The sequence below is a fragment of the Escherichia sp. E2748 genome (assembly GCF_005781125.1).
Classification (GTDB): domain Bacteria; phylum Pseudomonadota; class Gammaproteobacteria; order Enterobacterales; family Enterobacteriaceae; genus Escherichia.
In genome coordinates this window covers 76,467-100,980 of the sequence record NZ_VATP01000028.1, presented here as the reverse complement: position 1 = coordinate 100,980, position 24,514 = coordinate 76,467, and the positions used below count along the sequence as shown (strand labels likewise).

19 protein-coding genes are annotated in these 24,514 nt (G+C 54.1%); 12 read left to right on the top strand and 7 right to left on the bottom strand.

The window, feature by feature from the left end; all coding sequences use genetic code 11:
- The first annotated feature begins 18 nt into the window (after positions 1–18).
- From araB to rluA, 6 genes are all read left to right on the top strand, one after another.
- The gene (araB, locus tag FEK42_RS19745; RefSeq protein WP_135491904.1) at positions 19–1,719 is read left to right on the top strand and encodes a ribulokinase; all 1,701 of its coding nucleotides are present in this window, start codon (positions 19–21) and stop codon (positions 1,717–1,719) included.
- A 10-nt stretch (positions 1,720–1,729) separates the two neighbouring features.
- On the top strand, positions 1,730–3,232 hold the full coding sequence (gene araA / locus FEK42_RS19740) for an L-arabinose isomerase (RefSeq protein ID WP_135491903.1): 1,503 nt from the start codon (positions 1,730–1,732) through the stop codon (positions 3,230–3,232).
- Positions 3,233–3,517: 285 nt separating this feature from the next.
- Entirely contained in the window at positions 3,518–4,213 is a 696-nt protein-coding gene (gene araD / locus FEK42_RS19735; RefSeq protein ID WP_130204885.1) for an L-ribulose-5-phosphate 4-epimerase, read from the top strand.
- A 74-nt stretch (positions 4,214–4,287) separates the two neighbouring features.
- A complete protein-coding gene (polB, locus tag FEK42_RS19730) occupies positions 4,288–6,639 on the top strand; it encodes a DNA polymerase II (protein WP_135491902.1) in 2,352 nt (783 codons plus the stop codon).
- A gap of 163 nt (positions 6,640–6,802) precedes the next feature.
- On the top strand, positions 6,803–9,709 hold the full coding sequence (rapA, locus tag FEK42_RS19725; RefSeq protein ID WP_001117011.1) for an RNA polymerase-associated protein RapA: 2,907 nt from the start codon (positions 6,803–6,805) through the stop codon (positions 9,707–9,709).
- A gap of 11 nt (positions 9,710–9,720) precedes the next feature.
- Positions 9,721–10,380: a bifunctional tRNA pseudouridine(32) synthase/23S rRNA pseudouridine(746) synthase RluA gene (gene rluA / locus FEK42_RS19720; protein ID WP_094317352.1), complete on the top strand. Its 660-nt coding sequence runs from the start codon at positions 9,721–9,723 to the stop codon at positions 10,378–10,380.
- Between the two features lie 117 nt (positions 10,381–10,497).
- Here rluA and djlA read toward each other — a convergent pair whose 3' ends face one another.
- A complete protein-coding gene (djlA, locus tag FEK42_RS19715) occupies positions 10,498–11,313 on the bottom strand; it encodes a co-chaperone DjlA (protein WP_130204881.1) in 816 nt (271 codons plus the stop codon).
- 254 nt (positions 11,314–11,567) lie between these two features.
- On the opposite strand from djlA, the gene lptD reads away from it, so the two are divergent.
- From lptD to apaH, 6 genes are read left to right on the top strand one after another with little or no spacing between them, the layout of a single operon-like run.
- The gene (gene lptD, locus FEK42_RS19710) at positions 11,568–13,925 is read left to right on the top strand and encodes an LPS assembly protein LptD (RefSeq protein WP_135491901.1); all 2,358 of its coding nucleotides are present in this window, start codon (positions 11,568–11,570) and stop codon (positions 13,923–13,925) included.
- Between the two features lie 52 nt (positions 13,926–13,977).
- Positions 13,978–15,264, top strand: coding sequence for a peptidylprolyl isomerase SurA (gene surA, locus FEK42_RS19705; RefSeq protein ID WP_105289210.1), 1,287 nt, complete (start codon positions 13,978–13,980; stop codon positions 15,262–15,264).
- The gene (gene pdxA, locus FEK42_RS19700; RefSeq protein ID WP_135491900.1) at positions 15,264–16,253 is read left to right on the top strand and encodes a 4-hydroxythreonine-4-phosphate dehydrogenase PdxA; all 990 of its coding nucleotides are present in this window, start codon (positions 15,264–15,266) and stop codon (positions 16,251–16,253) included. The genes surA and pdxA overlap by 1 nt, the downstream gene beginning before the upstream one ends.
- Positions 16,250–17,071, top strand: coding sequence for a 16S rRNA (adenine(1518)-N(6)/adenine(1519)-N(6))-dimethyltransferase RsmA (gene rsmA, locus FEK42_RS19695; protein WP_130204875.1), 822 nt, complete (start codon positions 16,250–16,252; stop codon positions 17,069–17,071). The genes pdxA and rsmA overlap by 4 nt, the downstream gene beginning before the upstream one ends.
- A gap of 2 nt (positions 17,072–17,073) precedes the next feature.
- Positions 17,074–17,451: a Co2+/Mg2+ efflux protein ApaG gene (gene apaG / locus FEK42_RS19690; protein ID WP_130204873.1), complete on the top strand. Its 378-nt coding sequence runs from the start codon at positions 17,074–17,076 to the stop codon at positions 17,449–17,451.
- 6 nt (positions 17,452–17,457) lie between these two features.
- A complete protein-coding gene (gene apaH / locus FEK42_RS19685) occupies positions 17,458–18,300 on the top strand; it encodes a bis(5'-nucleosyl)-tetraphosphatase (symmetrical) ApaH (protein WP_130204871.1) in 843 nt (280 codons plus the stop codon).
- A gap of 77 nt (positions 18,301–18,377) precedes the next feature.
- On the opposite strand, the gene folA is transcribed toward apaH, so the two are convergent.
- From folA to FEK42_RS19655, 6 genes are all read right to left on the bottom strand, one after another.
- A complete protein-coding gene (folA, locus tag FEK42_RS19680) occupies positions 18,378–18,857 on the bottom strand; it encodes a type 3 dihydrofolate reductase (RefSeq protein ID WP_130204869.1) in 480 nt (159 codons plus the stop codon).
- Positions 18,858–19,050: 193 nt separating this feature from the next.
- Complete coding sequence (gene kefC, locus FEK42_RS19675) at positions 19,051–20,910, bottom strand: glutathione-regulated potassium-efflux system protein KefC (protein WP_135491899.1); 1,860 nt, start codon at positions 20,908–20,910, stop codon at positions 19,051–19,053.
- Positions 20,903–21,433, bottom strand: coding sequence for a glutathione-regulated potassium-efflux system oxidoreductase KefF (kefF, locus tag FEK42_RS19670; protein ID WP_135491898.1), 531 nt, complete (start codon positions 21,431–21,433; stop codon positions 20,903–20,905). Before kefF ends, kefC begins: the two co-directional genes overlap by 8 nt.
- Before the next feature lie 110 nt (positions 21,434–21,543).
- Positions 21,544–22,875: an MFS transporter gene (locus FEK42_RS19665; RefSeq protein ID WP_130204863.1), complete on the bottom strand. Its 1,332-nt coding sequence runs from the start codon at positions 22,873–22,875 to the stop codon at positions 21,544–21,546.
- Positions 22,876–22,933: 58 nt separating this feature from the next.
- Positions 22,934–23,221, bottom strand: coding sequence for a ferredoxin-like protein FixX (fixX, locus tag FEK42_RS19660; protein ID WP_000203741.1), 288 nt, complete (start codon positions 23,219–23,221; stop codon positions 22,934–22,936).
- Entirely contained in the window at positions 23,218–24,504 is a 1,287-nt protein-coding gene (locus FEK42_RS19655; protein WP_130217466.1) for an FAD-dependent oxidoreductase, read from the bottom strand. Before FEK42_RS19655 ends, fixX begins: the two co-directional genes overlap by 4 nt.
- Positions 24,505–24,514: the final 10 nt, after the last annotated feature.

The window sequence follows — 24,514 nt, the reverse complement described above, 5'->3', positions numbered from 1 at the left end:
TTTGGATGGAGTGAAACGATGGCGATTGCAATTGGCCTCGATTTTGGCAGTGATTCTGTGCGAGCTTTGGCGGTGGAATGCGCCACCGGTGAAGAGATCGCCACCAGCGTAGAGTGGTATCCCCGTTGGCAGGAAGGGCAATTTTGTGACGCCCCGAATAACCAGTTCCGTCATCATCCGCGTGACTACATTGAGTCAATGGAAGCAGCGCTGAAAACCGTGCTGGCAGAACTTAGCGCCGAACAGCGCGCAGCGGTGGTCGGGATTGGCGTGGACACCACCGGCTCCACGCCTGCACCAATCGACGCCGACGGCAACGTGCTTGCGCTGCGCCCGGAGTTTGCCGAAAACCCGAACGCGATGTTCGTTTTGTGGAAAGACCACACGGCGGTTGAAGAAGCGGAAGAGATCACCCGCTTGTGTCATACACCGGGCAAAACTGACTACTCTCGCTATATTGGCGGTATTTATTCCAGCGAATGGTTCTGGGCAAAAATCCTGCATGTGACTCGCCAGGATAGCGCCGTGGCGCAATCTGCCGCATCGTGGATTGAACTGTGCGACTGGGTACCCGCCCTGCTCTCCGGCACCACACGCCCGCAGGATATTCGCCGCGGACGTTGCAGCGCCGGGCATAAATCTCTGTGGCATGAAAGCTGGGGCGGTTTACCTCCAGCCAGTTTCTTTGACGAACTGGACCCGATCCTCAATCGCCATTTGCCTTCCCCGCTGTTCACTGACACCTGGACTGCCGATATTCCGGTGGGCACCTTATGCCCGGAATGGGCGCAGCGTCTCGGTCTGCCTGAAAGCGTGGTGATTTCCGGCGGCGCGTTTGACTGCCATATGGGCGCAGTCGGCGCAGGCGCACAGCCTAACGCACTGGTAAAAGTTATCGGTACTTCCACCTGCGACATTCTGATTGCCGACAAACAGAGCGTTGGCGAGCGGGCAGTTAAAGGCATTTGCGGTCAGGTTGATGGCAGCGTGGTTCCTGGATTTATCGGTCTGGAAGCTGGTCAGTCGGCATTTGGTGATATCTACGCCTGGTTTGGTCGCGTACTCGGCTGGCCGCTGGAACAGCTTGCCGCCCAGCATCCGGAACTGAAAGAGCAAATCAACGCCAGCCAGAAACAACTGCTTCCGGCGCTGACCGAAGCATGGGCCAAAAATCCGTCTCTGGATCACCTGCCAGTGGTACTCGACTGGTTTAATGGTCGTCGCACGCCAAACGCTAACCAACGCCTGAAAGGGGTGATTACCGACCTGAACCTCGCTACCGACGCTCCGCTACTGTTCGGCGGTTTAATTGCCGCTACCGCTTTTGGCGCGCGCGCAATTCAGGAGTGCTTCACTAACCAGGGGATCGCCGTAAACAACGTGATGGCGCTGGGCGGCATCGCGCGGAAAAACCAGGTGATTATGCAAGCCTGCTGCGACGTGCTGAATCGCCCGCTGCAAATTGTTGCCTCAGATCAGTGTTGCGCGCTCGGTGCAGCGATTTTCGCTGCCGTCGCCGCGAAAGTGCATGCCGACATCCCATCAGCCCAGCAAAAAATGGCCAGTGCGGTAGAGAAAACCCTGCAACCACGTACCGAACAGGCACAACGCTTTGAACAGCTTTATCGCCGCTATCAGCAGTGGGCGATAAGCGCCGAACAACATTATCTTCCAACTTCCGCCCCGGCACAGGCTGCCCAGGCCGTTCCGACTCTATAAGGACACGACAATGACGATTTTTGATAATTATGAAGTGTGGTTTGTAATTGGCAGCCAGCATCTGTATGGCCCGGAAACCCTGCGTCAGGTCACCCAACATGCCGAGCACGTCGTTAATGCGCTGAATACGGAAGCGAAACTGCCCTGCAAACTGGTGCTGAAACCGCTGGGTACCACGCCGGACGAAATCACCGCAATTTGCCGCGATGCCAATTACGACGATCGTTGCGCGGGTCTGGTGGTATGGCTGCACACCTTCTCCCCGGCCAAAATGTGGATCAACGGCCTGACCATGCTCAACAAACCGTTGCTGCAATTCCACACCCAGTTTAACGCGGCGCTACCGTGGGACAGCATCGACATGGACTTTATGAACCTGAACCAGACTGCACATGGCGGTCGCGAGTTCGGTTTCATCGGTGCGCGTATGCGTCAGCAACATGCCGTCGTTACCGGTCACTGGCAGGATAAACAAGCACATGAGCGTATCGGCTCCTGGATGCGTCAGGCGGTATCTAAACAGGATACCCGTCATCTGAAAGTCTGCCGTTTTGGCGATAACATGCGTGAAGTGGCGGTCACTGACGGCGATAAAGTTGCCGCACAGATCAAGTTCGGTTTCTCCGTCAATACCTGGGCGGTTGGCGATCTGGTGCAGGTGGTGAACTCCATCAGCGATGGCGATGTTAACGCGCTGGTCGATGAGTACGAAAGCAGCTACACCATGACACCTGCCACACAAATCCACGGCGAAAAACGACAGAACGTGCTGGAAGCGGCGCGTATTGAGCTGGGGATGAAGCGTTTCCTGGAACAAGGTGGCTTCCACGCGTTCACCACCACCTTTGAAGATTTACACGGTCTGAAACAGCTTCCTGGCCTGGCCGTACAGCGTCTGATGCAGCAAGGCTACGGCTTTGCGGGCGAAGGCGACTGGAAAACTGCCGCCCTGCTTCGCATCATGAAGGTGATGTCAACCGGTCTGCAGGGCGGCACCTCCTTTATGGAGGACTACACCTATCACTTCGAGAAAGGTAATGACCTGGTGCTCGGCTCCCACATGCTGGAAGTCTGCCCGTCGATCGCCGTAGAAGAGAAACCGATCCTCGACGTTCAGCACCTCGGTATTGGTGGTAAAGATGATCCTGCCCGCCTGATCTTCAATACCCAAACCGGTCCGGCGATTGTCGCCAGCCTGATTGATCTCGGCGATCGTTACCGTCTGCTGGTTAACTGCATCGACACGGCGAAAACACCGCACTCCCTGCCGAAACTGCCGGTGGCGAATGCGCTGTGGAAAGCGCAACCGGATCTGCCAACTGCTTCCGAAGCGTGGATCCTTGCTGGTGGTGCGCACCACACCGTCTTCAGCCATGCGCTGAACCTTAACGATATGCGCCAGTTCGCCGAGATGCACGACATTGAAATCACGGTGATTGATAACGACACCCGCCTGCCAGCGTTTAAAGACGCGCTGCGCTGGAACGAAGTGTATTACGGATTTCGTCGCTAAGTAGCCGCATCAGGTATGTAACGCCTGATGCGACGCTGCCGCGTCTTATCAGGCCTACGCGCTGAGATTTTGTAGGCCGGATAAGCAAAGCACATCCGGCATTCAGCGCCTGATGCAACGCTGGCGCGTCTTATCAGGCCTACACGCTGCGATTTTGTAGGCCGAATAAGCCAAAGCGCATCCGGCATTCAACGCCTGATGCGACGCTGTCGCGTCTTATCTGGCCTACACGCTGCGATTTTGTAGGCCGGATAAGCAAAGCGCATCCGGCACGAAGGAGTCAACATGTTAGAAGATCTCAAACGTCAGGTTTTAGAAGCCAACCTGGCGCTCCCAAAACACAACCTGGTCACTCTGACCTGGGGCAACGTCAGCGCCGTTGATCGCGAGCGCGGCGTCTTTGTGATCAAACCTTCCGGCGTCGATTACAACATCATGACCGCCGACGATATGGTCGTGGTCAGCATCGAAACCGGTGAAGTGGTTGAAGGTACGAAAAAGCCCTCCTCCGACACGCCAACTCACCGACTGCTCTATCAGGCATTCCCGTCCATTGGCGGCATTGTGCACACGCACTCGCGCCACGCCACCATCTGGGCGCAGGCGGGCCAGTCAATTCCGGCAACCGGTACCACCCACGCCGACTATTTCTACGGTCCCATTCCCTGCACCCGCAAAATGACCGACGCAGAAATCAACGGCGAATATGAGTGGGAAACCGGTAACGTCATCGTCGAAACCTTTGAAAAACAGGGTATCGATGCAGCGCAAATGCCCGGCGTTCTGGTCCATTCTCACGGTCCGTTTGCGTGGGGTAAAAACGCCGAAGATGCGGTGCATAACGCTATCGTGCTGGAAGAGGTCGCTTATATGGGGATTTTCTGCCGCCAGCTGGCCCCGCAGCTCCCTGATATGCAGCAAACCTTGCTGGATAAACACTATCTGCGTAAGCATGGTGCAAAGGCGTATTACGGGCAGTAACGACTGTATAAAACCACAGCCAGTCAAACGAAACCAGGCTATACTCAAGCCTGGTTTTTTATTGGATTTTCAGCGTGGCGCAGGCAGGTTTTATCTTAACCCGACACTGGCGGGATACCCCTCAAGGGACCGAAGTTTCTTTCTGGCTGGCAACGGACAACGGGCCGTTGCACGTTACGCTTGCGCCGCAAGAGTCCGTGGCGTTTATTCCCGCCGATCAGGTTCCCCGCGCTCAGCATATTTTGCAGGGTGAACAAGGCTTTCGCCTGACACCGCTGGCGTTAAAGGATTTTCACCGTCAGCCGGTGTATGGCCTTTACTGTCGCGCCCATCGCCAGTTGATGAGTTACGAAAAGCGCCTGCGTGAAGGTGGCGTTACCGTCTACGAGGCCGATGTGCGCCCACCAGAACGCTATCTGATGGAGCGCTTCATCACCGCTCCGGTGTGGGTCGAGGGAGATATGCGCAATGGCGCTATCGTTAATGCCCGTCTGAAACCGAATCTCGACTATCGTCCGCCACTCAAGTGGGTTTCTATTGATATTGAAACCACTCGCCACGGTGAGCTGTACTGCATCGGCCTGGAAGGTTGCGGGCAGCGCATCGTTTATATGCTGGGGCCAGAGAATGGCGATGCCTCCGCGCTCGATTTCGAACTGGAATACGTCGCCAGCCGCCCGCAGCTGCTGGAAAAACTTAACGCCTGGTTTGCAAATCACGATCCCGATGTGATCATCGGCTGGAACGTGGTGCAGTTCGATCTGCGAATGCTGCAAAAACATGCCGAGCGTTACCGTATTCCACTGCGTCTGGGGCGCGATAACAGCGAGCTGGAGTGGCGCGAGCACGGCTTTAAAGACGGCGTCTTTTTCGCCCAGGCCAAAGGTCGGCTAATTATCGACGGTATCGAGGCGCTGAAATCCGCGTTCTGGAATTTCTCTTCATTCTCGCTGGAAACTGTCGCTCAGGAGCTATTAGGCGAAGGAAAATCTATCGATAACCCGTGGGATCGAATGGACGAAATTGACCGTCGTTTCGCCGAAGATAAACCCGCGCTGGCGACTTATAACCTGAAAGATTGCGAGCTGGTGACGCAGATTTTCCATAAAACAGAAATCATGCCGTTTTTGCTCGAACGAGCAACGGTGAACGGCCTGCCGGTAGACCGCCACGGAGGTTCAGTAGCGGCGTTTGGTCATCTCTATTTTCCCCGTATGCACCGCGCGGGTTATGTCGCGCCTAATCTCGGCGAAGTGCCGCCGCACGCCAGCCCTGGCGGCTACGTGATGGATTCGCGGCCAGGGCTTTATGATTCGGTACTAGTACTGGACTACAAAAGCCTGTACCCGTCAATCATCCGCACTTTTCTGATTGATCCCGTCGGGCTGGTAGAAGGCATGGCGCAGCCTGATCCAGAGCACAGCACCGAAGGTTTTCTCGATGCCTGGTTCTCGCGGGAGAAACATTGCCTGCCGGAGATTGTGACTAACATCTGGCACGGGCGCGATGAAGCCAAACGTCAGGGCAACAAGCCGCTGTCACAGGCGCTGAAGATCATTATGAATGCCTTTTATGGCGTGCTTGGCACCACTGCCTGCCGCTTCTTCGATCCGCGCCTGGCGTCGTCGATCACCATGCGTGGTCATCAGATCATGCGGCAAACCAAAGCATTGATTGAAGCGCAGGGCTACGACGTGATCTACGGCGATACCGACTCAACGTTTGTTTGGCTGAAAGGCGCACATTCGGAAGAAGAGGCGGCGAAAATCGGTCGTGCACTGGTGCAGCACGTTAACGCCTGGTGGGCGGAAACGCTGCAAAAACAACGGCTGACCAGTGCGCTGGAACTGGAGTATGAAACCCATTACTGCCGTTTTCTGATGCCGACCATTCGTGGAGCCGATACCGGCAGCAAAAAACGCTACGCCGGGCTGATTCAGGAGGGCGACAAACAGCGGATGGTGTTTAAAGGGCTGGAAACCGTGCGTACCGACTGGACGCCGCTGGCCCAGCAGTTTCAGCAGGAGCTGTACTTGCGCATCTTTCGCAACGAGCCATATCAGGAGTACGTGCGTGAAACTATCGACAAACTGATGGCGGGCGAACTGGATGCGCAACTGGTTTACCGTAAACGGCTTCGCCGTCCGCTGAGCGAATATCAGCGTAATGTACCGCCACATGTACGCGCTGCACGCCTTGCCGATGAAGAAAACCAAAAACGCGGTCGCCCCTTGCAATACCAGAACCGTGGCACCATTAAGTACGTATGGACCACCAACGGCCCGGAGCCGCTGGACTATCGACGTTCGCCGCTGGATTACGAACACTATCTGACCCGCCAGCTTCAACCTGTGGCGGAAGGAATACTCCCCTTTATTGAGGATAATTTTGCTACACTTATGACCGGGCAACTTGGGCTATTTTGAGCAAAAAAAGAGTTCGTCAGATACCATTTTGATGCGTGACGAATGCCTTGCCATCCAGTACCATAGCGCCCTTTCCATTCCTGGACCTGAATAACACCACTACCACATTAGCCTGGTAGCGGGTAGTTATTGCCTGCAATTAAAGATATAGAGCCAAACACATATGCCTTTTACACTTGGTCAACGCTGGATCAGCGATACAGAAAGCGAATTAGGACTTGGAACCGTTGTCGCGGTGGATGCGCGAACTGTCACATTACTTTTCCCATCTACTGGTGAAAACCGTCTGTACGCACGCAGTGATTCCCCAGTGACCCGCGTGATGTTCAACCCTGGTGATACCATTACCAGCCATGACGGCTGGCAGATGCAAGTCGAAGAAGTAAAAGAAGAAAATGGCTTGCTGACCTATATCGGTACTCGCCTGGATACTGAAGAGTCCGGCGTGGCCCTGCGTGAAGTCTTCCTTGATAGCAAACTGGTGTTCAGCAAACCGCAGGACCGTCTGTTTGCCGGGCAGATTGACCGTATGGACCGCTTTGCGCTGCGTTATCGCGCGCGTAAGTATTCCAGCGAACAGTTCCGTATGCCGTACAGCGGCCTGCGCGGTCAGCGTACCAGTCTGATCCCGCACCAGCTCAACATCGCTCATGATGTTGGTCGCCGCCACGCGCCGCGCGTTCTGCTGGCTGACGAAGTGGGTTTAGGGAAAACCATTGAAGCCGGGATGATCCTGCATCAGCAGTTGCTCTCTGGCGCTGCTGAACGTGTGCTGATTATCGTACCGGAAACTTTACAGCATCAGTGGCTGGTGGAAATGCTGCGCCGTTTCAACCTGCGCTTTGCGCTATTTGATGATGAGCGTTATGCCGAAGCTCAGCACGATGCTTACAACCCGTTCGACACCGAACAGCTGGTGATTTGCTCGCTGGATTTTGCCCGTCGTAGCAAACAGCGTCTGGAACACCTCTGTGAAGCCGAATGGGACCTGCTGGTGGTCGATGAAGCGCATCACCTGGTGTGGAGCGAAGACGCGCCGAGTCGCGAATATCAGGCTATTGAACAACTGGCAGAGCACGTGCCGGGCGTTCTGCTGCTGACCGCAACCCCGGAACAGCTGGGAATGGAAAGCCACTTCGCCCGTCTGCGTCTGCTGGACCCGAACCGTTTCCACGATTTCGCGCAGTTCGTTGAAGAGCAGAAAAATTATCGTCCGGTTGCAGACGCCGTTGCCATGCTGCTGGCAGGTAACAAACTGAGCAATGACGAACTGAACATGCTTGGCGAGATGATCGGCGAGCAGGATATCGAGCCGCTGTTGCAAGCAGCAAACAGCGACAGCGAAGATGCACAGAGCGCCCGTCAGGAACTGGTTTCGATGCTGATGGATCGCCACGGCACCAGCCGCGTGCTGTTCCGTAACACGCGTAACGGTGTGAAAGGCTTCCCGAAACGCGAGCTGCACACTATTAAGCTGCCGCTGCCGACGCAGTATCAGACGGCTATTAAAGTCTCCGGCATTATGGGCGCACGTAAAAGTGCGGAAGATCGCGCTCGCGATATGCTCTACCCGGAGCGTATTTATCAGGAATTTGAAGGCGATAACGCCACCTGGTGGAACTTCGATCCGCGCGTTGAGTGGCTGATGGGCTACCTGACCAGCCATCGCTCTCAGAAAGTGCTGGTGATCTGCGCCAAAGCGGCCACTGCGCTGCAACTGGAGCAGGTACTGCGCGAACGTGAAGGTATTCGCGCCGCGGTGTTCCACGAAGGCATGTCGATTATCGAACGTGACCGCGCTGCCGCCTGGTTTGCTGAAGAAGACACCGGTGCGCAGGTACTGCTGTGCTCGGAAATCGGTTCTGAAGGACGTAACTTCCAGTTCGCCAGCCACATGGTAATGTTCGATCTGCCGTTCAACCCGGATCTGCTGGAGCAGCGCATTGGTCGTCTGGATCGTATCGGCCAGGCGCACGATATTCAGATCCATGTGCCTTATCTGGAAAAAACCGCTCAGTCGGTACTGGTGCGCTGGTATCACGAAGGTCTGGATGCATTCGAGCACACCTGCCCGACCGGACGCACTATTTACGATAGCGTATACAACGATCTGATTAACTATCTGGCTTCACCGGATCAAACCGAAGGCTTTGACGATCTGATCAAAAACTGCCGCGAGCAGCATGAAGCGCTGAAAGCACAGCTGGAACAGGGTCGTGACCGCCTGCTGGAAATCCATTCCAACGGTGGCGAAAAAGCCCAGGCACTGGCAGAAAGCATTGAAGAGCAGGATGACGATACTAACCTGATCGCCTTCGCCATGAACCTGTTCGATATCATCGGTATCAATCAGGACGATCGCGGCGACAACATGATCGTGCTGACGCCGTCCGATCATATGCTGGTGCCGGACTTCCCTGGTCTGTCGGAAGATGGCATCACCATCACCTTTGATCGTGAAGTGGCGCTGGCGCGTGAAGATGCGCAGTTTATTACCTGGGAGCATCCGCTGATCCGCAACGGTCTGGATCTGATCCTCTCTGGCGATACTGGTAGCAGCACGATTTCACTGTTGAAAAACAAAGCATTGCCGGTAGGTACACTGTTGGTAGAGCTGATTTACGTGGTTGAAGCCCAGGCGCCGAAGCAGTTGCAGCTTAACCGCTTCCTGCCGCCGACACCGGTACGTATGCTGCTGGATAAAAACGGCAACAACCTGGCAGCGCAGGTTGAGTTTGAAACCTTTAACCGTCAGCTTAACGCGGTTAACCGTCACACCGGCAGCAAACTGGTTAACGCCGTGCAGCAGGATGTTCACGCTATCCTTCAGCTGGGTGAAGCGCAGATCGAGAAATCTGCCCGTGCATTGATTGATGCGGCGCGTAACGAAGCCGACGAAAAACTGTCTGCCGAGCTGTCTCGTCTGGAAGCGCTGCGTGCGGTGAACCCGAACATTCGTGACGACGAACTGACCGCCATTGAAAGCAACCGTCAGCAGGTAATGGAAAGCCTGGATCAGGCAGGCTGGCGTCTGGATGCCCTGCGTTTGATCGTTGTGACGCATCAGTAACGGAGCCGAAAATGGGGATGGAAAACTACAATCCACCGCAGGAACCCTGGCTGGTTATCCTGTATCAGGATGACCACATTATGGTGGTCAACAAGCCGAGCGGTTTGTTGTCTGTACCGGGTCGTCTGGAAGAGCACAAAGACAGCGTGATGACGCGCATTCAGCGTGATTATCCGCAGGCAGAATCGGTGCATCGTCTGGATATGGCTACCAGCGGGGTGATTGTAGTGGCGCTGACCAAAGCCGCGGAGCGGGAATTAAAACGCCAGTTCCGCGAGCGCGAGCCGAAAAAGCAGTATGTGGCCCGCATCTGGGGGCATCCATCCCCCGCAGAAGGTCTGGTGGATCTGCCGCTGATTTGCGACTGGCCAAACCGCCCGAAACAGAAAGTCTGTTACGAAACGGGTAAACCTGCGCAGACGGAGTATGAAGTGGTGGAGTATGCGGCGGATAACACGGCAAGAGTGGTGTTAAAGCCGATTACCGGGCGTTCACATCAATTGCGTGTGCATATGCTGGCGCTGGGTCATCCGATTCTCGGCGATCGTTTTTATGCTTCACCAGAAGCGAGAGCAATGGCACCGCGTTTGTTGCTACATGCAGAGATGTTGACGATTACCCATCCGGCATATGGCAATAGTATGACGTTTAAAGCGCCAGCGGATTTTTAATCGTCACGCTGGCGAAGTTCGGTAGGCCGGAGAAGGCGTTCACGCCGCATCCGGCAATTTTGCGCCGATTGCCTGATGCGACGCGGGCCGCGTCTTATCTGGCCTACACTTTGAAACTTATTTAAATCCTTTCTGCTGCTTAATCAGCTCATACGCCTGCTGAATTTCCTGTGCTTTCTGCTTCGCCATCTCCATCATCTCAGGCGGCAAACCTTTCGCCACCAGCTTATCTGGATGGTGTTCACTCATCAGCTTACGGTAGGCGCGTTTAATGGTGGTCGCCTCATCCGTTGGCTTCACGCCCAGCACATTACAGGCATCTTCCAGCGTCGGGCCACGCTGCGCTTGCTGCCAGTTACCACCGCCGGACTGCTGCTGATAACCGCCGCCAAACTGTGCACCGCCCTGCATCATGCGCAGAAACTGATCAAACTGGGCGCGGGAGATCCCTAATTCTTCAGCAATGACATACAGCACCGCTCGCTCATTTGGATGCAGCGAACCATCAGCAAACGCAGCCTGAATCTGGATCTCCAGAAACATGCGAATTAAATCAAAACGCCCGAAGCAGACACTGCGGAACTGACGCATCTTTTCGCGCAGTGGGTAATTGTCTGATTTTCCCACCCGGAACGCATTTTGCGCCGCAGTACGGGAAGCACCATGCAGATTCATTCGCTCCATCAGCTGGCTGGCGATATGAATATCAGCCTCGGTAACGCGACCTTTGGATTTGGTTAAATGCCCCATCACTTCAAAAGTGGTGGCAAAAAACAGCGCCTGACGCTCGCGCTGGTTGGCGAACCACGCCATCTTGCGGCTACGGGCTTTATCAAACATATGGCCAATTAACAGGCCTAACACTACGCCCCAAAAGCCGCCGCCCATCAGTAAGGCCACGGCCACGCCAATGATTTTTCCCCAATACTGCATATATTCCCCAAATGGACTTACGGAAACCAGCGCTATCTCCCACAATATAAAGGTGCTTTTACCGTTTTCCGGCTGCGGTCAATTGTGGGACATCGCCTATAATTTGCATTATCATACCTGTCATTCAATGCCGTGCCTAACACCACAGACGCTATTCGGACAGGATTAACACTAGCGTAGAGATGACGAGTACGTTAGTCTCTGACCGTTTGTCACGCGCAACGTTACCGATGATGGAACAATAAAATCAACGTATGAAAAAACGTATCCCCACTCTCCTGGCCACCATGATTGCCACCGCCCTTTATAGTCAACAGGGACTGGCAGCCGACCTCGCCTCACAGTGCATGTTGGGCGTGCCAAGCTATGACCGTCCTCTGGTACAGGGCGATACCAATGACCTACCCGTGACGATTAATGCTGACCATGCAAAGGGGAACTACCCCGATGACGCCGTGTTTAGCGGCAGCGTGGATATCATGCAGGGTAACAGCCGTCTGCAGGCCGATGAAGTACAGCTTCATCAAAAAGAGGCGCCAGGACAACCGGAGCCGATACGTACCGTCGATGCGCTCGGTAATGTCCATTACGACGATAACCAGGTGATCCTCAAAGGGCCAAAAGGCTGGACGAATCTGAACACCAAAGACACCAACGTCTGGGAAGGTGATTATCAGATGGTGGGGCGTCAGGGGCGCGGTAAAGCAGACCTGATGAAACAGCGTGGCGAAAACCGCTACACCATTCTGGATAACGGTTCTTTTACCTCCTGTCTGCCGGGTTCTGATACCTGGAGCGTGGTGGGTAGCGAAATTATTCATGACCGCGAAGAACAAGTCGCGGAGATCTGGAACGCCCGTTTTAAAGTGGGTCCGGTTCCGATCTTTTACAGCCCCTATTTACAGTTGCCGGTGGGTGACAAACGCCGTTCTGGTTTCTTGATCCCGAACGCCAAGTACACCACCACCAACTACTTTGAGTTCTACCTGCCGTATTACTGGAACATCGCGCCAAATATGGATGCCACCATCACGCCGCATTATATGCATCGTCGTGGCAACATTATGTGGGAAAACGAATTCCGTTATCTCACCCAGGCCGGCGCAGGCTTGATGGAACTGGACTATCTGCCTTCGGATAAAGTCTATGAAGATGAACATCCAGAAGATAGCAATTCACGCCGTTGGTTGTTCTACTGGCAACACTCCGGAGTGATGGACCAGGTTTGGCGCTTTAATATCGACTACACCAAAGTCAGCGACCCGACCTATTTCAATGATTTTGACAATAAATATGGTTCCAGTACCGATGGTTATGCCACGCAAAAATTCAGCGTGGGCTATGCGGTGCAGAACTTTGACGCCACGCTTTCGACTAAACAATTCCAGGTTTTTGATGATACCAGTGGCAACAGCTATGCCGCTGAACCACAGTTAGACGTCAACTACTACCATAACGATCTCGGCCCGTTTGATACCCGAGTTTATGGTCAGGCAGTGCATTTTGTTAATACAAACAGCAATATGCCGGAGGCTACTCGCGTTCATCTGGAGCCGACGATCAACCTGCCGTTATCTAACAACTGGGGCAGTATCAATACCGAAGCGAAGCTACTGGCTACCCATTATCAGCAGACCAATCTCGACTGGTATAACAGCAACCCACAAAACAATAAGTTGGCAGATTCTGTTAACCGCGTAATGCCGCAATTTAAAGTTGACGGCAAAATGGTCTTCGAACGTGATATGGAAATGCTGGCGCCGGGTTACACACAGACGCTGGAGCCACGCGCACAATACCTGTATGTGCCGTATCGCGATCAGAGCGACATCTATAACTATGACTCCTCATTGCTGCAATCCGACTACTCGGGCCTGTTCCGGGACCGGACTTATGGCGGTCTTGACCGTATTGCTTCCGCGAACCAGGTCACGACCGGTATCACAACTCGCGTATATGATGATGCAGCCGTTGAACGTTTTAATATTTCCGTTGGTCAAATCTACTATTTCACGGAGTCTCGCACCGGCGATGACAACATAACATGGGAGAATGACGACAAAACGGGCTCACTGGTATGGGCAGGCGATACCTACTGGCGCATCTCCGAACGCTGGGGATTGCGTGGCGGCATTCAGTACGATACTCGTCTGGATAACGTAGCCACCAGCAACACCAGCATTGAATACCGTCGGGATGAAGACCGTCTGGTACAGCTGAACTACCGCTACGCCAGCCCGGAATATATTCAGGCTACGCTGCCTAAATACTATTCCACTGCCGAGCAGTATAAGAATGGCATTTCGCAGGTGGGTGCAGTCGCTAGCTGGCCAATCGCCGATCGTTGGTCGATTGTCGGGGCGTACTACTACGACACCAACGCGAACAAGCAAGCCGACTCAATGTTAGGTGTGCAATACAGCTCCTGCTGCTATGCGATCCGCGTCGGTTATGAGCGTAAGCTGAACGGTTGGGATAACGATAAACAACATGCGATATATGACAACGCAATCGGCTTTAACATCGAACTTCGCGGCCTGAGTTCCAACTACGGTCTGGGTACGCAAGAGATGCTGCGTTCGAACATTCTGCCGTATCAAAACTCTTTGTGATTTGTTGATTTACCACGTAATCCGCAGTGCGGTTAATTGAAATGGAAAAAGTATGAAGAACTGGAAAACGCTGCTTCTCGGTATCGCCATGATTGCGAATACCAGTTTCGCTGCCCCCCAGGTAGTCGATAAAGTCGCAGCCGTCGTCAATAACGGCGTCGTGCTGGAAAGCGACGTTGATGGATTAATGCAGTCGGTAAAAATGAACGCTGCCCAGGCAAGGCAGCAACTTCCTGATGACGCTACGCTGCGCCACCAAATCATGGAACGTTTGATCATGGATCAAATCCTCCTGCAGATGGGGCAGAAAATGGGGGTTAAAATCTCCGATGAGCAGCTTGATCAGGCGATTGCCAACATTGCCAAACAGAACAACATGACGCTGGATCAGATGCGCAGCCGTCTGGCTTACGATGGTTTGAACTACAACACCTATCGTAATCAGATCCGCAAAGAGATGATTATCTCGGAAGTGCGCAACAACGAAGTGCGTCGTCGCATCACTATCCTGCCACAGGAAGTTGAAGCTCTGGCGCAGCAAGTCGGTAATCAAAATGATGCCAGCACTGAACTGAACTTAAGCCACATCCTGATCCCGCTGCCGGAAAACCCGTCTTCTGAACAGGTGAATGAGGCAGAAACTCAGGCGCGTGCCATTGTCGATCAGGCACGTAACGGTGCAGACTTCGGCAAACTGGCTATCGCTCACTCTGCCGATCAGCAAGCGCTGAACGGCGGCCAAATGGGCTGGGGTCGCATTCAGGAGCTGCCGGGGATCTTCGCCCAGGCATTAAGCACCGCGAAGAAAGGCGACATTGTTGGCCCAATTCGTTCCGGCGTTGGCTTCCACATTCTGAAAGTTAACGACCTGCGCGGCGAAAGCAAAAATATCTCGGTGACCGAAGTTCATGCTCGCCATATTCTGCTGAAACCGTCGCCTATCATGACTGACGAACAGGCCCGCGTGAAACTGGAACAAATTGCTGCGGATATCAAGAGCGGTAAAACCACATTTGCTGCCGCAGCAAAAGAGTTCTCTCAGGATCCTGGCTCTGCAAATCAGGGCGGCGATCTCGGTTGGGCTACGCCAGATATTTTCGATCCAGCCTTCCGTGATGCGTTGACCCGCATGAATAAAGGTCAAATGAGTGCACCGGTTCACTCTTCATTCGGCTGGCATTTAATCGAACTGCTGGACACCCGTAACGTCGATAAAACCGATGCGGCGCAAAAAGATCGTGCATACCGCATGCTGATGAACCGTAAGTTCTCGGAAGAAGCAGCAAGCTGGATGCAGGAACAACGCGCCAGCGCTTATGTGAAAATTTTGAGCAACTAATGGTTAAACCCCAACGTGTTGTGATCACTCCCGGCGAACCCGCCGGGATTGGCCCGGACTTAGTTGTCCTGCTCGCACAACGAGAGTGGCCGGTAGAACTGGTTGTTTGTGCCGATGCCACTCTCCTTACCGACCGGGCAGCGATGCTCGGTTTGCCGCTTAACCTCCGCCCTTATTCCCCCAACTCTCCTGCACAACCGCAATCTGCGGGAACGCTGACGCTACTTCCCATTGCACTACGTGTACCTGCCACTGCGGGACAATTAGCAGTTGAGAATGGGCATTACGTGGTGGAGACGCTGGCACGCGCGTGCGACGGTTGCCTTAACGGCGAATTTGCTGCGCTGATCACAGGTCCGGTGCATAAAGGCGTTATCAACGACGCAGGCATTCCGTTTACCGGTCATACCGAGTTTTTCGAAGAGCGTTCACAGGCGAAAAAAGTGGTGATGATGCTGGCAACCGAAGAACTTCGCGTGGCGCTGGCAACAACGCATTTACCGCTGCGCGATATTGCTGACGCCATCACCCCTGCGCTTCTGCACGAAGTGATTGCTATTTTGCATCACGATTTGCGAACCAAATTTGGTATTGCCGAACCGCGCATTCTGGTCTGTGGCCTGAATCCGCACGCGGGCGAAGGCGGTCATATGGGCACGGAAGAGATAGACACCATCATTCCCGTTCTCGACGAACTGCGGGCACAGGGGATGAAACTCAACGGGCCGTTGCCTGCCGATACCCTGTTTCAGCCGAAATATCTCGACAACGCCGACGCCGTGCTGGCGATGTACCACGATCAGGGTCTTCCCGTGCTAAAATACCAGGGCTTCGGGCGCGGTGTGAACATTACGCTGGGCCTGCCCTTTATTCGCACATCAGTGGACCACGGCACCGCGCTTGAACTGGCGGGACGTGGCAAAGCCGATGTCGGCAGTTTTATTACGGCGCTTAATCTCGCCATCAAAATGATTGTTAATACCCAATGAATAATCGAGTCCACCAGGGCCATTTAGCCCGTAAACGCTTCGGGCAAAACTTTCTCAACGATCAGTTCGTGATCGACAGTATTGTTTCTGCCATTAACCCGCAAAAGGGCCAGGCAATGGTCGAAATCGGCCCCGGTCTGGCAGCTTTAACCGAACCGGTTGGCGAACGACTGGACCAGCTGACAGTCATCGAACTTGACCGTGATCTGGCAGCGCGCCTGCAAACGCATCCGTTCTTAGGCCCGAAACTGACGATTTATCAGCAGGATGCGATGACCTTCAACTTCGGTGAACTGGCAGAGAAAATGGGCCAGCCGCTGCGTGTTTTCGGCAACCTGCCGTATAACATTTCCACGCCGTTAATGTTCCATCTGTTTAGCTATACTGATGCCATTGCCGACATGCACTTTATGTTGCAAAAAGAGGTGGTGAATCGTCTGGTTGCAGGACCGAACAGCAAGGCGTATGGTCGATTAAGCGTCATGGCGCAATACTATTGCAACGTGATCCCGGTGCTGGAAGTGCCGCCATCAGCCTTTACACCACCACCCAAAGTGGATTCCGCCGTCGTACGTCTGGTTCCGCACACGACGATGCCTTATCCGGTTAAAGATATTCGCGTGCTGAGTCGTATCACCACTGAAGCCTTTAACCAGCGTCGTAAAACCATTCGTAATAGCCTCGGCAACTTGTTTAGCGCCGATGTGTTAACGGGAATGGGGATCGACCCAGCGATGCGAGCGGAAAATATCTCTGTCGCGCAATATTGCCAGATGGCGAACTATCTGGCGGAGAACGCGCCTTTGCAGGAGAGTTAACGATGATCAATTCGCCCCGAGTGTGTATTCAGGTTCAAAGCGTCTACATTGAGGCACAATCTTCACCTGATAATGAACGTTACGTTTTTTCTTATACCGTAACCATACGCAACCTGGGGCGAGCGCCAGTGCAGTTGTTGGGGCGTTACTGGCTGATCACTAACGGCAATGGCCGTGAAACAGAAGTCCAGGGCGAAGGTGTGGTGGGCGTCCAACCGCATATCGCGCCTGGCGAAGAGTACCAGTATACCAGCGGCGCGATTATCGAAACGCCGCTGGGCACCATGCAGGGTCACTACGAAATGATTGATGAGAACGGCGTTCCCTTTATCATCGACATTCCCGTATTCCGACTCGCCGTTCCAATATTCATTCATTAAAAAATTATGGCGACATACCTTATTGGCGATGTTCATGGCTGTTACGATGAACTGATCGCATTGCTGCATAAAGTGGAATTTACCCCTGGGAAAGATACTCTCTGGCTGACGGGCGATCTGGTTGCGCGCGGTCCTGGTTCGCTTGATGTTCTGCGCTATGTGAAATCCTTAGGCGACAGCGTACGTCTGGTGCTGGGCAATCACGATCTGCATCTGCTGGCCGTGTTTTCAGGCATAAGCCGCAACAAACCAAAAGATCGTCTCACGCCGCTACTGGAAGCGCCTGATGCCGATGAACTGCTTAACTGGCTACGTCGTCAGCCTTTGTTGCAAATCGATGAAGAGAAAAAGCTGGTGATGGCCCACGCGGGGATCACGCCGCAGTGGGACTTACCGACCGCGAAAGAGTGCGCACGTGACGTAGAAGCGGTACTGTCAAGCGACTCTTACCCCTTCTTCCTCGATGCCATGTACGGCGATATGCCGAACAACTGGTCACCAGATTTGCGTGGTCTGGCGCGATTACGTTTTATCACCAACGCCTTTACCCGTATGCGCTTTTGCTTTCCAAACGGTCAACTGGATATGTACAGCAAAGAATCGCCGGAAGAAGCCCCTGCCCCGCTGAAACCGTGGTTTGCGATTCCTGGCCCTGTCGCTGAAGAGTACAGCATCGCCTTTGGTCACTGGGCATCGCTGGAAGGCAAAGGTACGCCGGAAGGTATTTACGCGCTGGATACTGGCTGCTGCTGGGGTGGTACATTAACCTGCCTGCGCTGGGAAGATAAACAGTATTTTGTCCAGCCGTCGAACCGGCATAAGGATTTGGGCGAAGCGGCGGCGTCTTAAACACAGCCTGATACAGGAAGGCCGGATAAGACGCGACCGGCGTCGAATCCGGCACTAGCCGTAAATTCTATACAAAATTACCGCCGCTCCAGAATCTCAAAGCAATAGCTGTGAGAGTTCTGCGCATCAGCGTCGTGGAATTCGCTGAACACCGATTCCCAGTCATCCGGCTCGTAATCCGGGAAATGGGTGTCGCCTTCCACTTCCGCGTCGATATGCGTCAAATACAGTTTTTGCGCTTTCGGCAGGAACTGCTCATAAACGCGACCGCCGCCAATCACCATAATTTCTGGAACATCACCACATGCCGCGATGGCTTCATCCACCGACTTCACCCACGTTACGCGATCGTCCGTACCCGGCTGGCTGCTGATGACAATATTTTTGCGTCCAGGTAGCGGGCGACCGATGGATTCCCAGGTATGGCGGCCCATAATCACAGGTTTATTTAAGGTGTTGCGTTTAAACCAGGCGAGATCGGCAGGCAGATTCCACGGCATGGCGTTTTCCATGCCAATAACGCGATCTACCGCTAGCGCCGCAATCAAACTGATCATTGAAATTTCCCGATAAAAAAAATTGTCGTCACTATACGTAAAGCGTAAACCTTCGTCGACTGGCGAGAGGATGATGTTGAGGAAAATTTTTATTTTGCTGGCGAGTCCATAATCTGTTCGTGGACTCGCCGCATTACAATGAAATAAAAACAAATAGTTAGCTGTAAAGCGTGTGCTACATCACACTTTCTGATTACGATGGCTTAGTTTCCGGTTCATCCGCCATATTACCGGTATGTTTCCCCTCTTCAGTACCCTGCCAGCCATGCCGTTGGATGAGTGACAGATGTTCCCGGTCCTCGGTGATGATCTCGCTTAACATCGCGCTGGTGCGTTTATAGACCGCCGCGCGGGCTTTGGTATCGTTTTCGCCCATTGCCATCTCTTCCACCATTTCAATATTAAAGCGGCGGAACACATCGGCGCGTTCTCGCGCTTCATACGGCCCCAGACCTAAACTTTCCAGCGCCAGACGCCCGGTTTTCAGCGCACCTTCAAAGGTTTCACGCTCCGGCTTTTCAACGCCTGCCTGGCGCAAACGAATGTAGTGGTCGACATCGCGGGCGCGGGCAATAATCTGCAAATGCGGGAAATGTTCTTTCACCATCTCCGTCAGTTGCAGGTTGGTTTGCGGATCATCAATAGCGTTAATCAGCACTTCCGCTTTCGCCGCTCCGGCAGATTCCAGTAAATCCATCCGCGTGGCGTCGCCGTAAAACACTTTCATGCCGAATTTACGCAGCGTTTCGATATGGTCCGGGTCGTGATCGAGCACCACCATTTTCACCCCGCTGGAGAGCAGTAAACGCCCGGTGATCTGCCCAAAACGACCGAATCCGGCAATGATTACCCGCGGCTGTTCTTCGTCGATCTCATCGGCTTCACGCGCCTCTTCAGTAGAAGATTGCTCAAGGCGATTGAGGATCACCAGCAGGATCGGCGTTGCCGCCATCGACAGCGCCACCGCCAGAGTCAGCGATTTCGCCCACTCCGGCTCCAGCACATTCGCCATTTGCGCTGCACCAAATACCACAAAGGCAAACTCACTGCCCTGCCCTAACAGCACCGCAAACCAGCGACGCTGTTTATTTGGCACCTGCAACGGTCGGGCAATCAGCCACAGCATGGCAATTTTGATGATGAGGAAACCAAGCAGCAAAATAACAATGCGCAACGGATTTTCAAGCAGCGTGCCAAAGTCTATCGACATGCCAACACCGATAAAAAACAGCCCCAGCAGCAAACCTTTAAACGGTTCGATATCGCTTTCCAGCGCATGACGATATTCCGAGCTTGCCAGCAGTACGCCCGCCAGAAACGCGCCCATCGCCATCGACAAGCCGACCTCTTCCAGCAGCAAACCAAAGCCAAACACGAGGAATAACGCCACAGCACTAAACACTTCCCGCAAGCCAGAGCGGGCAACAAAACGCAGCGCCGGACGCGTGACATAGCGCCCCAGCAGTACCACCAGCACCAGCGCGCCCGCCACTTTTAACGCCGACAGGGCAAATGCGCCCATCGTCGTCGAGGCACTGCTCGCTGCCAGTAGCGGAATCATCGCCACCAGCGGGATCGCCGCGATATCCTGGAACAGCAGCACCGCAAAGGCACTGCGGCCCATCTGCGTCATCATCAGATTGCGCTCATTCATCGCCTGCATGGCAATCGCCGTAGAGGAGAGCGCCAGCGTCATGCCGATCAGTTCCGCTACCTGCCAGCGCAGCCCAAGTAACATGCAGAACAGCCCCAGCAGGCCGCCGCAAATCACCATCTGCAATGCGCCACCGCCGAACACCGCCGCACGCAGCTTCCACAGCCTTTGTGGATCGAGTTCGAGGCCAATAATAAACAGCATCAGCACCACGCCGATTTCAGCAAAGTGCAGGATAGATTCGGCATCGGTCACCAGTCGCAGCCCCCACGGGCCAATAATGCAGCCGGCGATCAGATAGCCAAGTACCGATCCCAGACCGAGGCGTACCGCAATGGGTACAATCAGCGCCGCCGATCCAAGATAGATCAGCGCCTGAATCAGCGTATGACTATCCATGATGTGCCTCCTGCCATTCCAGCAGACGTTGTTTATAGTGACGCGCCTGCCCTTCGAGGGTTTCGTCATCACAAATAAAGGTGCAGTGCATGGCAAACGGTGGCAGCCAGTTCAGCCCGCAGTAGATTGCCGTCGACTGTAGCGGCTGCGACAGCACATCAAAGCCCGGATGCGCACCAATCTCAAAATGGCTTTCCCCGCCGCCGGTCGTCACCGCCCACAGCAAATGTTTGCCATGCAGCGCCGTGCCGCCGTGACCGTAAGCCCAGCCGTGCGAGAAGACTTTATCGATCCAAAGTTTAAGGAGCGGTGGAATGCTGTACCACTGCATCGGGTGCTGCCAGACGATCAGATCGGCGCGAGACAGCGCCTCCTGCTCGGCGGCAATATCGATATTGAAGTCAGGATAGAGTTGATAAAGAGAGCGAATTTCGACGCCTTCCAGCGTCCTTGCCTGTTCAAGCATCCGTTTATTCGCATGGGAATGATGCGGATACGGATGCGCATAAATTATGAGGATCATAGTTATTAGCCCGCGTGTTTACGCCTTTGTTTTCCCACAAAGTGTAGTCATATATTCACGCGGCTTATAGTCAATAATATTGATTCAGAAAAGAGAGAAATCTGAATAAATTACCCCGCTCGCTGCCTGCGAATCGTCATATTGCTGGTCTGCGCCAGTGACATCCCACGTGTTTCCGGGGCAAACGCTACGGAAATCAACAAGCCAAATAGCGAGATCCCCGCCCCCATCAGCATGGTGCTACTGATGCCGTAATTATTGATAAAGATTGGCAGCGCCCAGGTCGAAACAATGGTGCCAATACGGCTTAATGACATAATCACGCCCACGGCTGAAGCACGAATATCCGTCGGGAAGAGTTCATTAGGATAGAGCCACTGCAAATTACCCGGCCCGCCAGAGAAAAAGGCATATACCGCAAAGGCCATGACCACCAGCCAGATCCCCATATCCGGGATCAGCCCCAAAACCGCCAGCGCCAGCGTCATCATGGCAAAGCTGCCAATCAACAATGGACGCCGTCCGGCAGTGTTTAACCACAGCATCGGCGGAATACAGCCGAGCATAAAGAACAGGCTAATCACCACATTCCCCAGCGCCGCGTTTTTGCCAACACCCAATCCCAACAAACCAACGATTTGCGGGCCAAAGGTGTAAATGGCGAACATGGGGATCACCTGGCAGGTCCAGATGGCGGCAACAAACAGAACAAAAGGAAAATGGCGGCGATTAAACAGATCGCGAAAACGGGTTTGCTGCGGCTGCTCTTCCTCGAAAGCCACCGGTTCGCCAAACAGTTTGATCATCATCTCTTCGCACTCTTTCACTCGCCCTTTGCGTAACAACCAGCGGGGAGATTCAGGCAGTTCGAATCGACCAATCAAAATCAACAAACAGGGGATCGCTGCGCTGCCCAGCATCCAGCGCCAGCCGCCTTCCACATCATAAAGCCAGTAGCCGACCAGATCGGCACAGGTCGCGCCGACATACCACATGGCGGCGATAAAGCTGATGGAAAACGCCCGCTGACGGGTGCTGGAGAACTCGGTGATCATTGAGGTGGCGATGGGATAATCTGCGCCGATAACAATGCCGATGAGTACCCGCATCACCAACAGTTCGACGGGGGATGAGACAAACATCGTCGCCACCGATATCACGCCGATGGCGATGATATCAATGAGGAACATTTTGCGCCGTCCGACTTTATCGGAGATATAGCCAAACAGCGATGTGCCAACGAACAGCCCGGCGAGCGTTCCCGCGCCCAGCAAGCCAATCCAGTCAGCGTCCAGCTTCAGCGCCGGCGTCAGTTGCTCCAGCGCCACGCCAATCATTACCAGTACATAACCATCCAGAAACGGCCCCCCGCTTCCCCACAGCAAAATGCGGCGGTGAATAGAGGAGAATTTGAGATCGTCAAAGTTTCTGGACGGTTGCATGGGTTATTCCTGTTTTTTTGCAATGAGAGTCAGTACGGCGTTACGTATCAAACCAACATCAGCCGTAACGAAACTCCACACCAAAGGTACCGCGCGGGTATTCCCACTGTTCCAGCGCCGACCCCAGCCCCAGAATGCGACAGGTGCCGCACTCCAGACATCCGGCGTAATCGAAGCGCACACTGCCGTCATCCTGCTTCTTGTACAGACCTGCGGGGCACGCTTTCACCAGCAGCTCCAGCGCCTGTTTATCGGCATCGGCCTTCACAACAATGTGCGGATGCTCTTCATCGACATTGAATTTATTGACGCCCAGTTTGACGTCCACATTGACGGGAGAAGTCATAAAACGGTCACTCCTTTCATGCCATCCTTGATCAGATTGATGAAGCCCACCTTCTTGCCGTGGCGGAGGATTTTCTTGCGCATCAGTTCCGGCGCGCTGCCGTCAATGGTGAACAGGTCACGCGCCACGCCCACCGCCAGTTCCGGGTAGCCGCTAAACATGCGTGGATTATCAAGGAACGCCGGTAGTTTCTGGTACATGCGCATATCGCGCAGCGGGCCACTCTCCAGATGCTGACGATATTCCGCGAGTTTTTGCTTACTGAAATCGTCGCTTTTCATCGCTGAAAGCACGGTTTTTGCTGCGGCTTCCCCAGCGGCAATCGCCAGATCCATACCGCGAATGGTAAAACCGAGGTTCATACACATTCCGGCGGCATCACCGGCAATCAATACGCCATCACCGACCAGCTCCGGCAGCATGTTGATACCTGCTTCCGGCACTACGTGAGCGGAATATTCCACCAGCTTGCCACCCGCGATCAGCGGTGCAACGGCCGGATGCTGTTTGAAATCCTCCAGCATCTGCGGCACCGATTTTTTTGCGTCATGCAGATGATGCAGACCACAAACCAGCCCCAGCGACAGGGTATTTTCATTGGTATAAAGGAAGCCGCCGCCCATCAGGCCATCTGTGGGGGAACCCGCAAACAGGCAAGCCGCGCCCTGATTACCCTGCAACTGAAAACGGTCTTCGATAACCGACTTCGGTAACTCGATCAGTTCCTTCACGCCAACCGCCACATCCGTCGGTTTGACGCGTTTTGCCATCCCCAACTTTTCGGCAAGGATGGAATTCACCCCGTCAGCAAGGATCACCGTTTTCGCTTCAATCACATCGCCATCGGCTTCTACGCCGACAACTTTGCCATCGCGCTGTACGAGGTTATCGACGCGAATCCCGGTAATTAACTGCGCGCCCGCGTCTTCGGCCTGCTCCATCAACCAGGCATCAAATTTACTGCGCAAAACGGAGTAAGAACGCTGGGATGGCGAGGTTTCATCACCATTGCAGTAGTCCATGGTCATCGCTGACTTTTCCGTCATAAACGCGAGTTTTTCATGGGTGATCAGGCGTTCTACGGGGGCGGATTCGGCGAAACCAGGAATAATGTGTTCCAGACTGTGGGCATAGAGACGCCCGCCGGTGACGTTCTTGGCACCCGCGGAATTGCCACGCTCGATAACTAACACTTGCGCCCCTTCGCGGGCGAGCACCAGTGCGGCAACCGAACCGGCAAGCCCTGCACCGACGATGATGGCGTCAAAGATATCTTCGGACATAAGAGCTCCC

Excerpts from the sequence above, each read along its gene's own strand:
- araD (WP_130204885.1), top strand. The coding sequence starts at position 3,518 with ATGTTAGAAGATCTCAAACGTCAGGTTTTAGAAGCCAACCTGGCGCTC.
- rsmA (WP_130204875.1), top strand. The coding sequence starts at position 16,250 with ATGAATAATCGAGTCCACCAGGGCCATTTAGCCCGTAAACGCTTCGGG.
- apaG (WP_130204873.1), top strand. The coding sequence starts at position 17,074 with ATGATCAATTCGCCCCGAGTGTGTATTCAGGTTCAAAGCGTCTACATT.
- rluA (WP_094317352.1), top strand. The coding sequence starts at position 9,721 with ATGGGGATGGAAAACTACAATCCACCGCAGGAACCCTGGCTGGTTATC.
- lptD (WP_135491901.1), top strand. The coding sequence starts at position 11,568 with ATGAAAAAACGTATCCCCACTCTCCTGGCCACCATGATTGCCACCGCC.
- FEK42_RS19665 (WP_130204863.1), bottom strand. The coding sequence starts at position 22,875 with ATGCAACCGTCCAGAAACTTTGACGATCTCAAATTCTCCTCTATTCAC.
- kefF (WP_135491898.1), bottom strand. The coding sequence starts at position 21,433 with ATGATCCTCATAATTTATGCGCATCCGTATCCGCATCATTCCCATGCG.
- araA (WP_135491903.1), top strand. The coding sequence starts at position 1,730 with ATGACGATTTTTGATAATTATGAAGTGTGGTTTGTAATTGGCAGCCAG.
- fixX (WP_000203741.1), bottom strand. The coding sequence starts at position 23,221 with ATGACTTCTCCCGTCAATGTGGACGTCAAACTGGGCGTCAATAAATTC.
- apaH (WP_130204871.1), top strand. The coding sequence starts at position 17,458 with ATGGCGACATACCTTATTGGCGATGTTCATGGCTGTTACGATGAACTG.
- araB (WP_135491904.1), top strand. The coding sequence starts at position 19 with ATGGCGATTGCAATTGGCCTCGATTTTGGCAGTGATTCTGTGCGAGCT.
- kefC (WP_135491899.1), bottom strand. The coding sequence starts at position 20,910 with ATGGATAGTCATACGCTGATTCAGGCGCTGATCTATCTTGGATCGGCG.
- surA (WP_105289210.1), top strand. The coding sequence starts at position 13,978 with ATGAAGAACTGGAAAACGCTGCTTCTCGGTATCGCCATGATTGCGAAT.
- FEK42_RS19655 (WP_130217466.1), bottom strand. The coding sequence starts at position 24,504 with ATGTCCGAAGATATCTTTGACGCCATCATCGTCGGTGCAGGGCTTGCC.
- pdxA (WP_135491900.1), top strand. The coding sequence starts at position 15,264 with ATGGTTAAACCCCAACGTGTTGTGATCACTCCCGGCGAACCCGCCGGG.
- rapA (WP_001117011.1), top strand. The coding sequence starts at position 6,803 with ATGCCTTTTACACTTGGTCAACGCTGGATCAGCGATACAGAAAGCGAA.
- djlA (WP_130204881.1), bottom strand. The coding sequence starts at position 11,313 with ATGCAGTATTGGGGAAAAATCATTGGCGTGGCCGTGGCCTTACTGATG.
- folA (WP_130204869.1), bottom strand. The coding sequence starts at position 18,857 with ATGATCAGTTTGATTGCGGCGCTAGCGGTAGATCGCGTTATTGGCATG.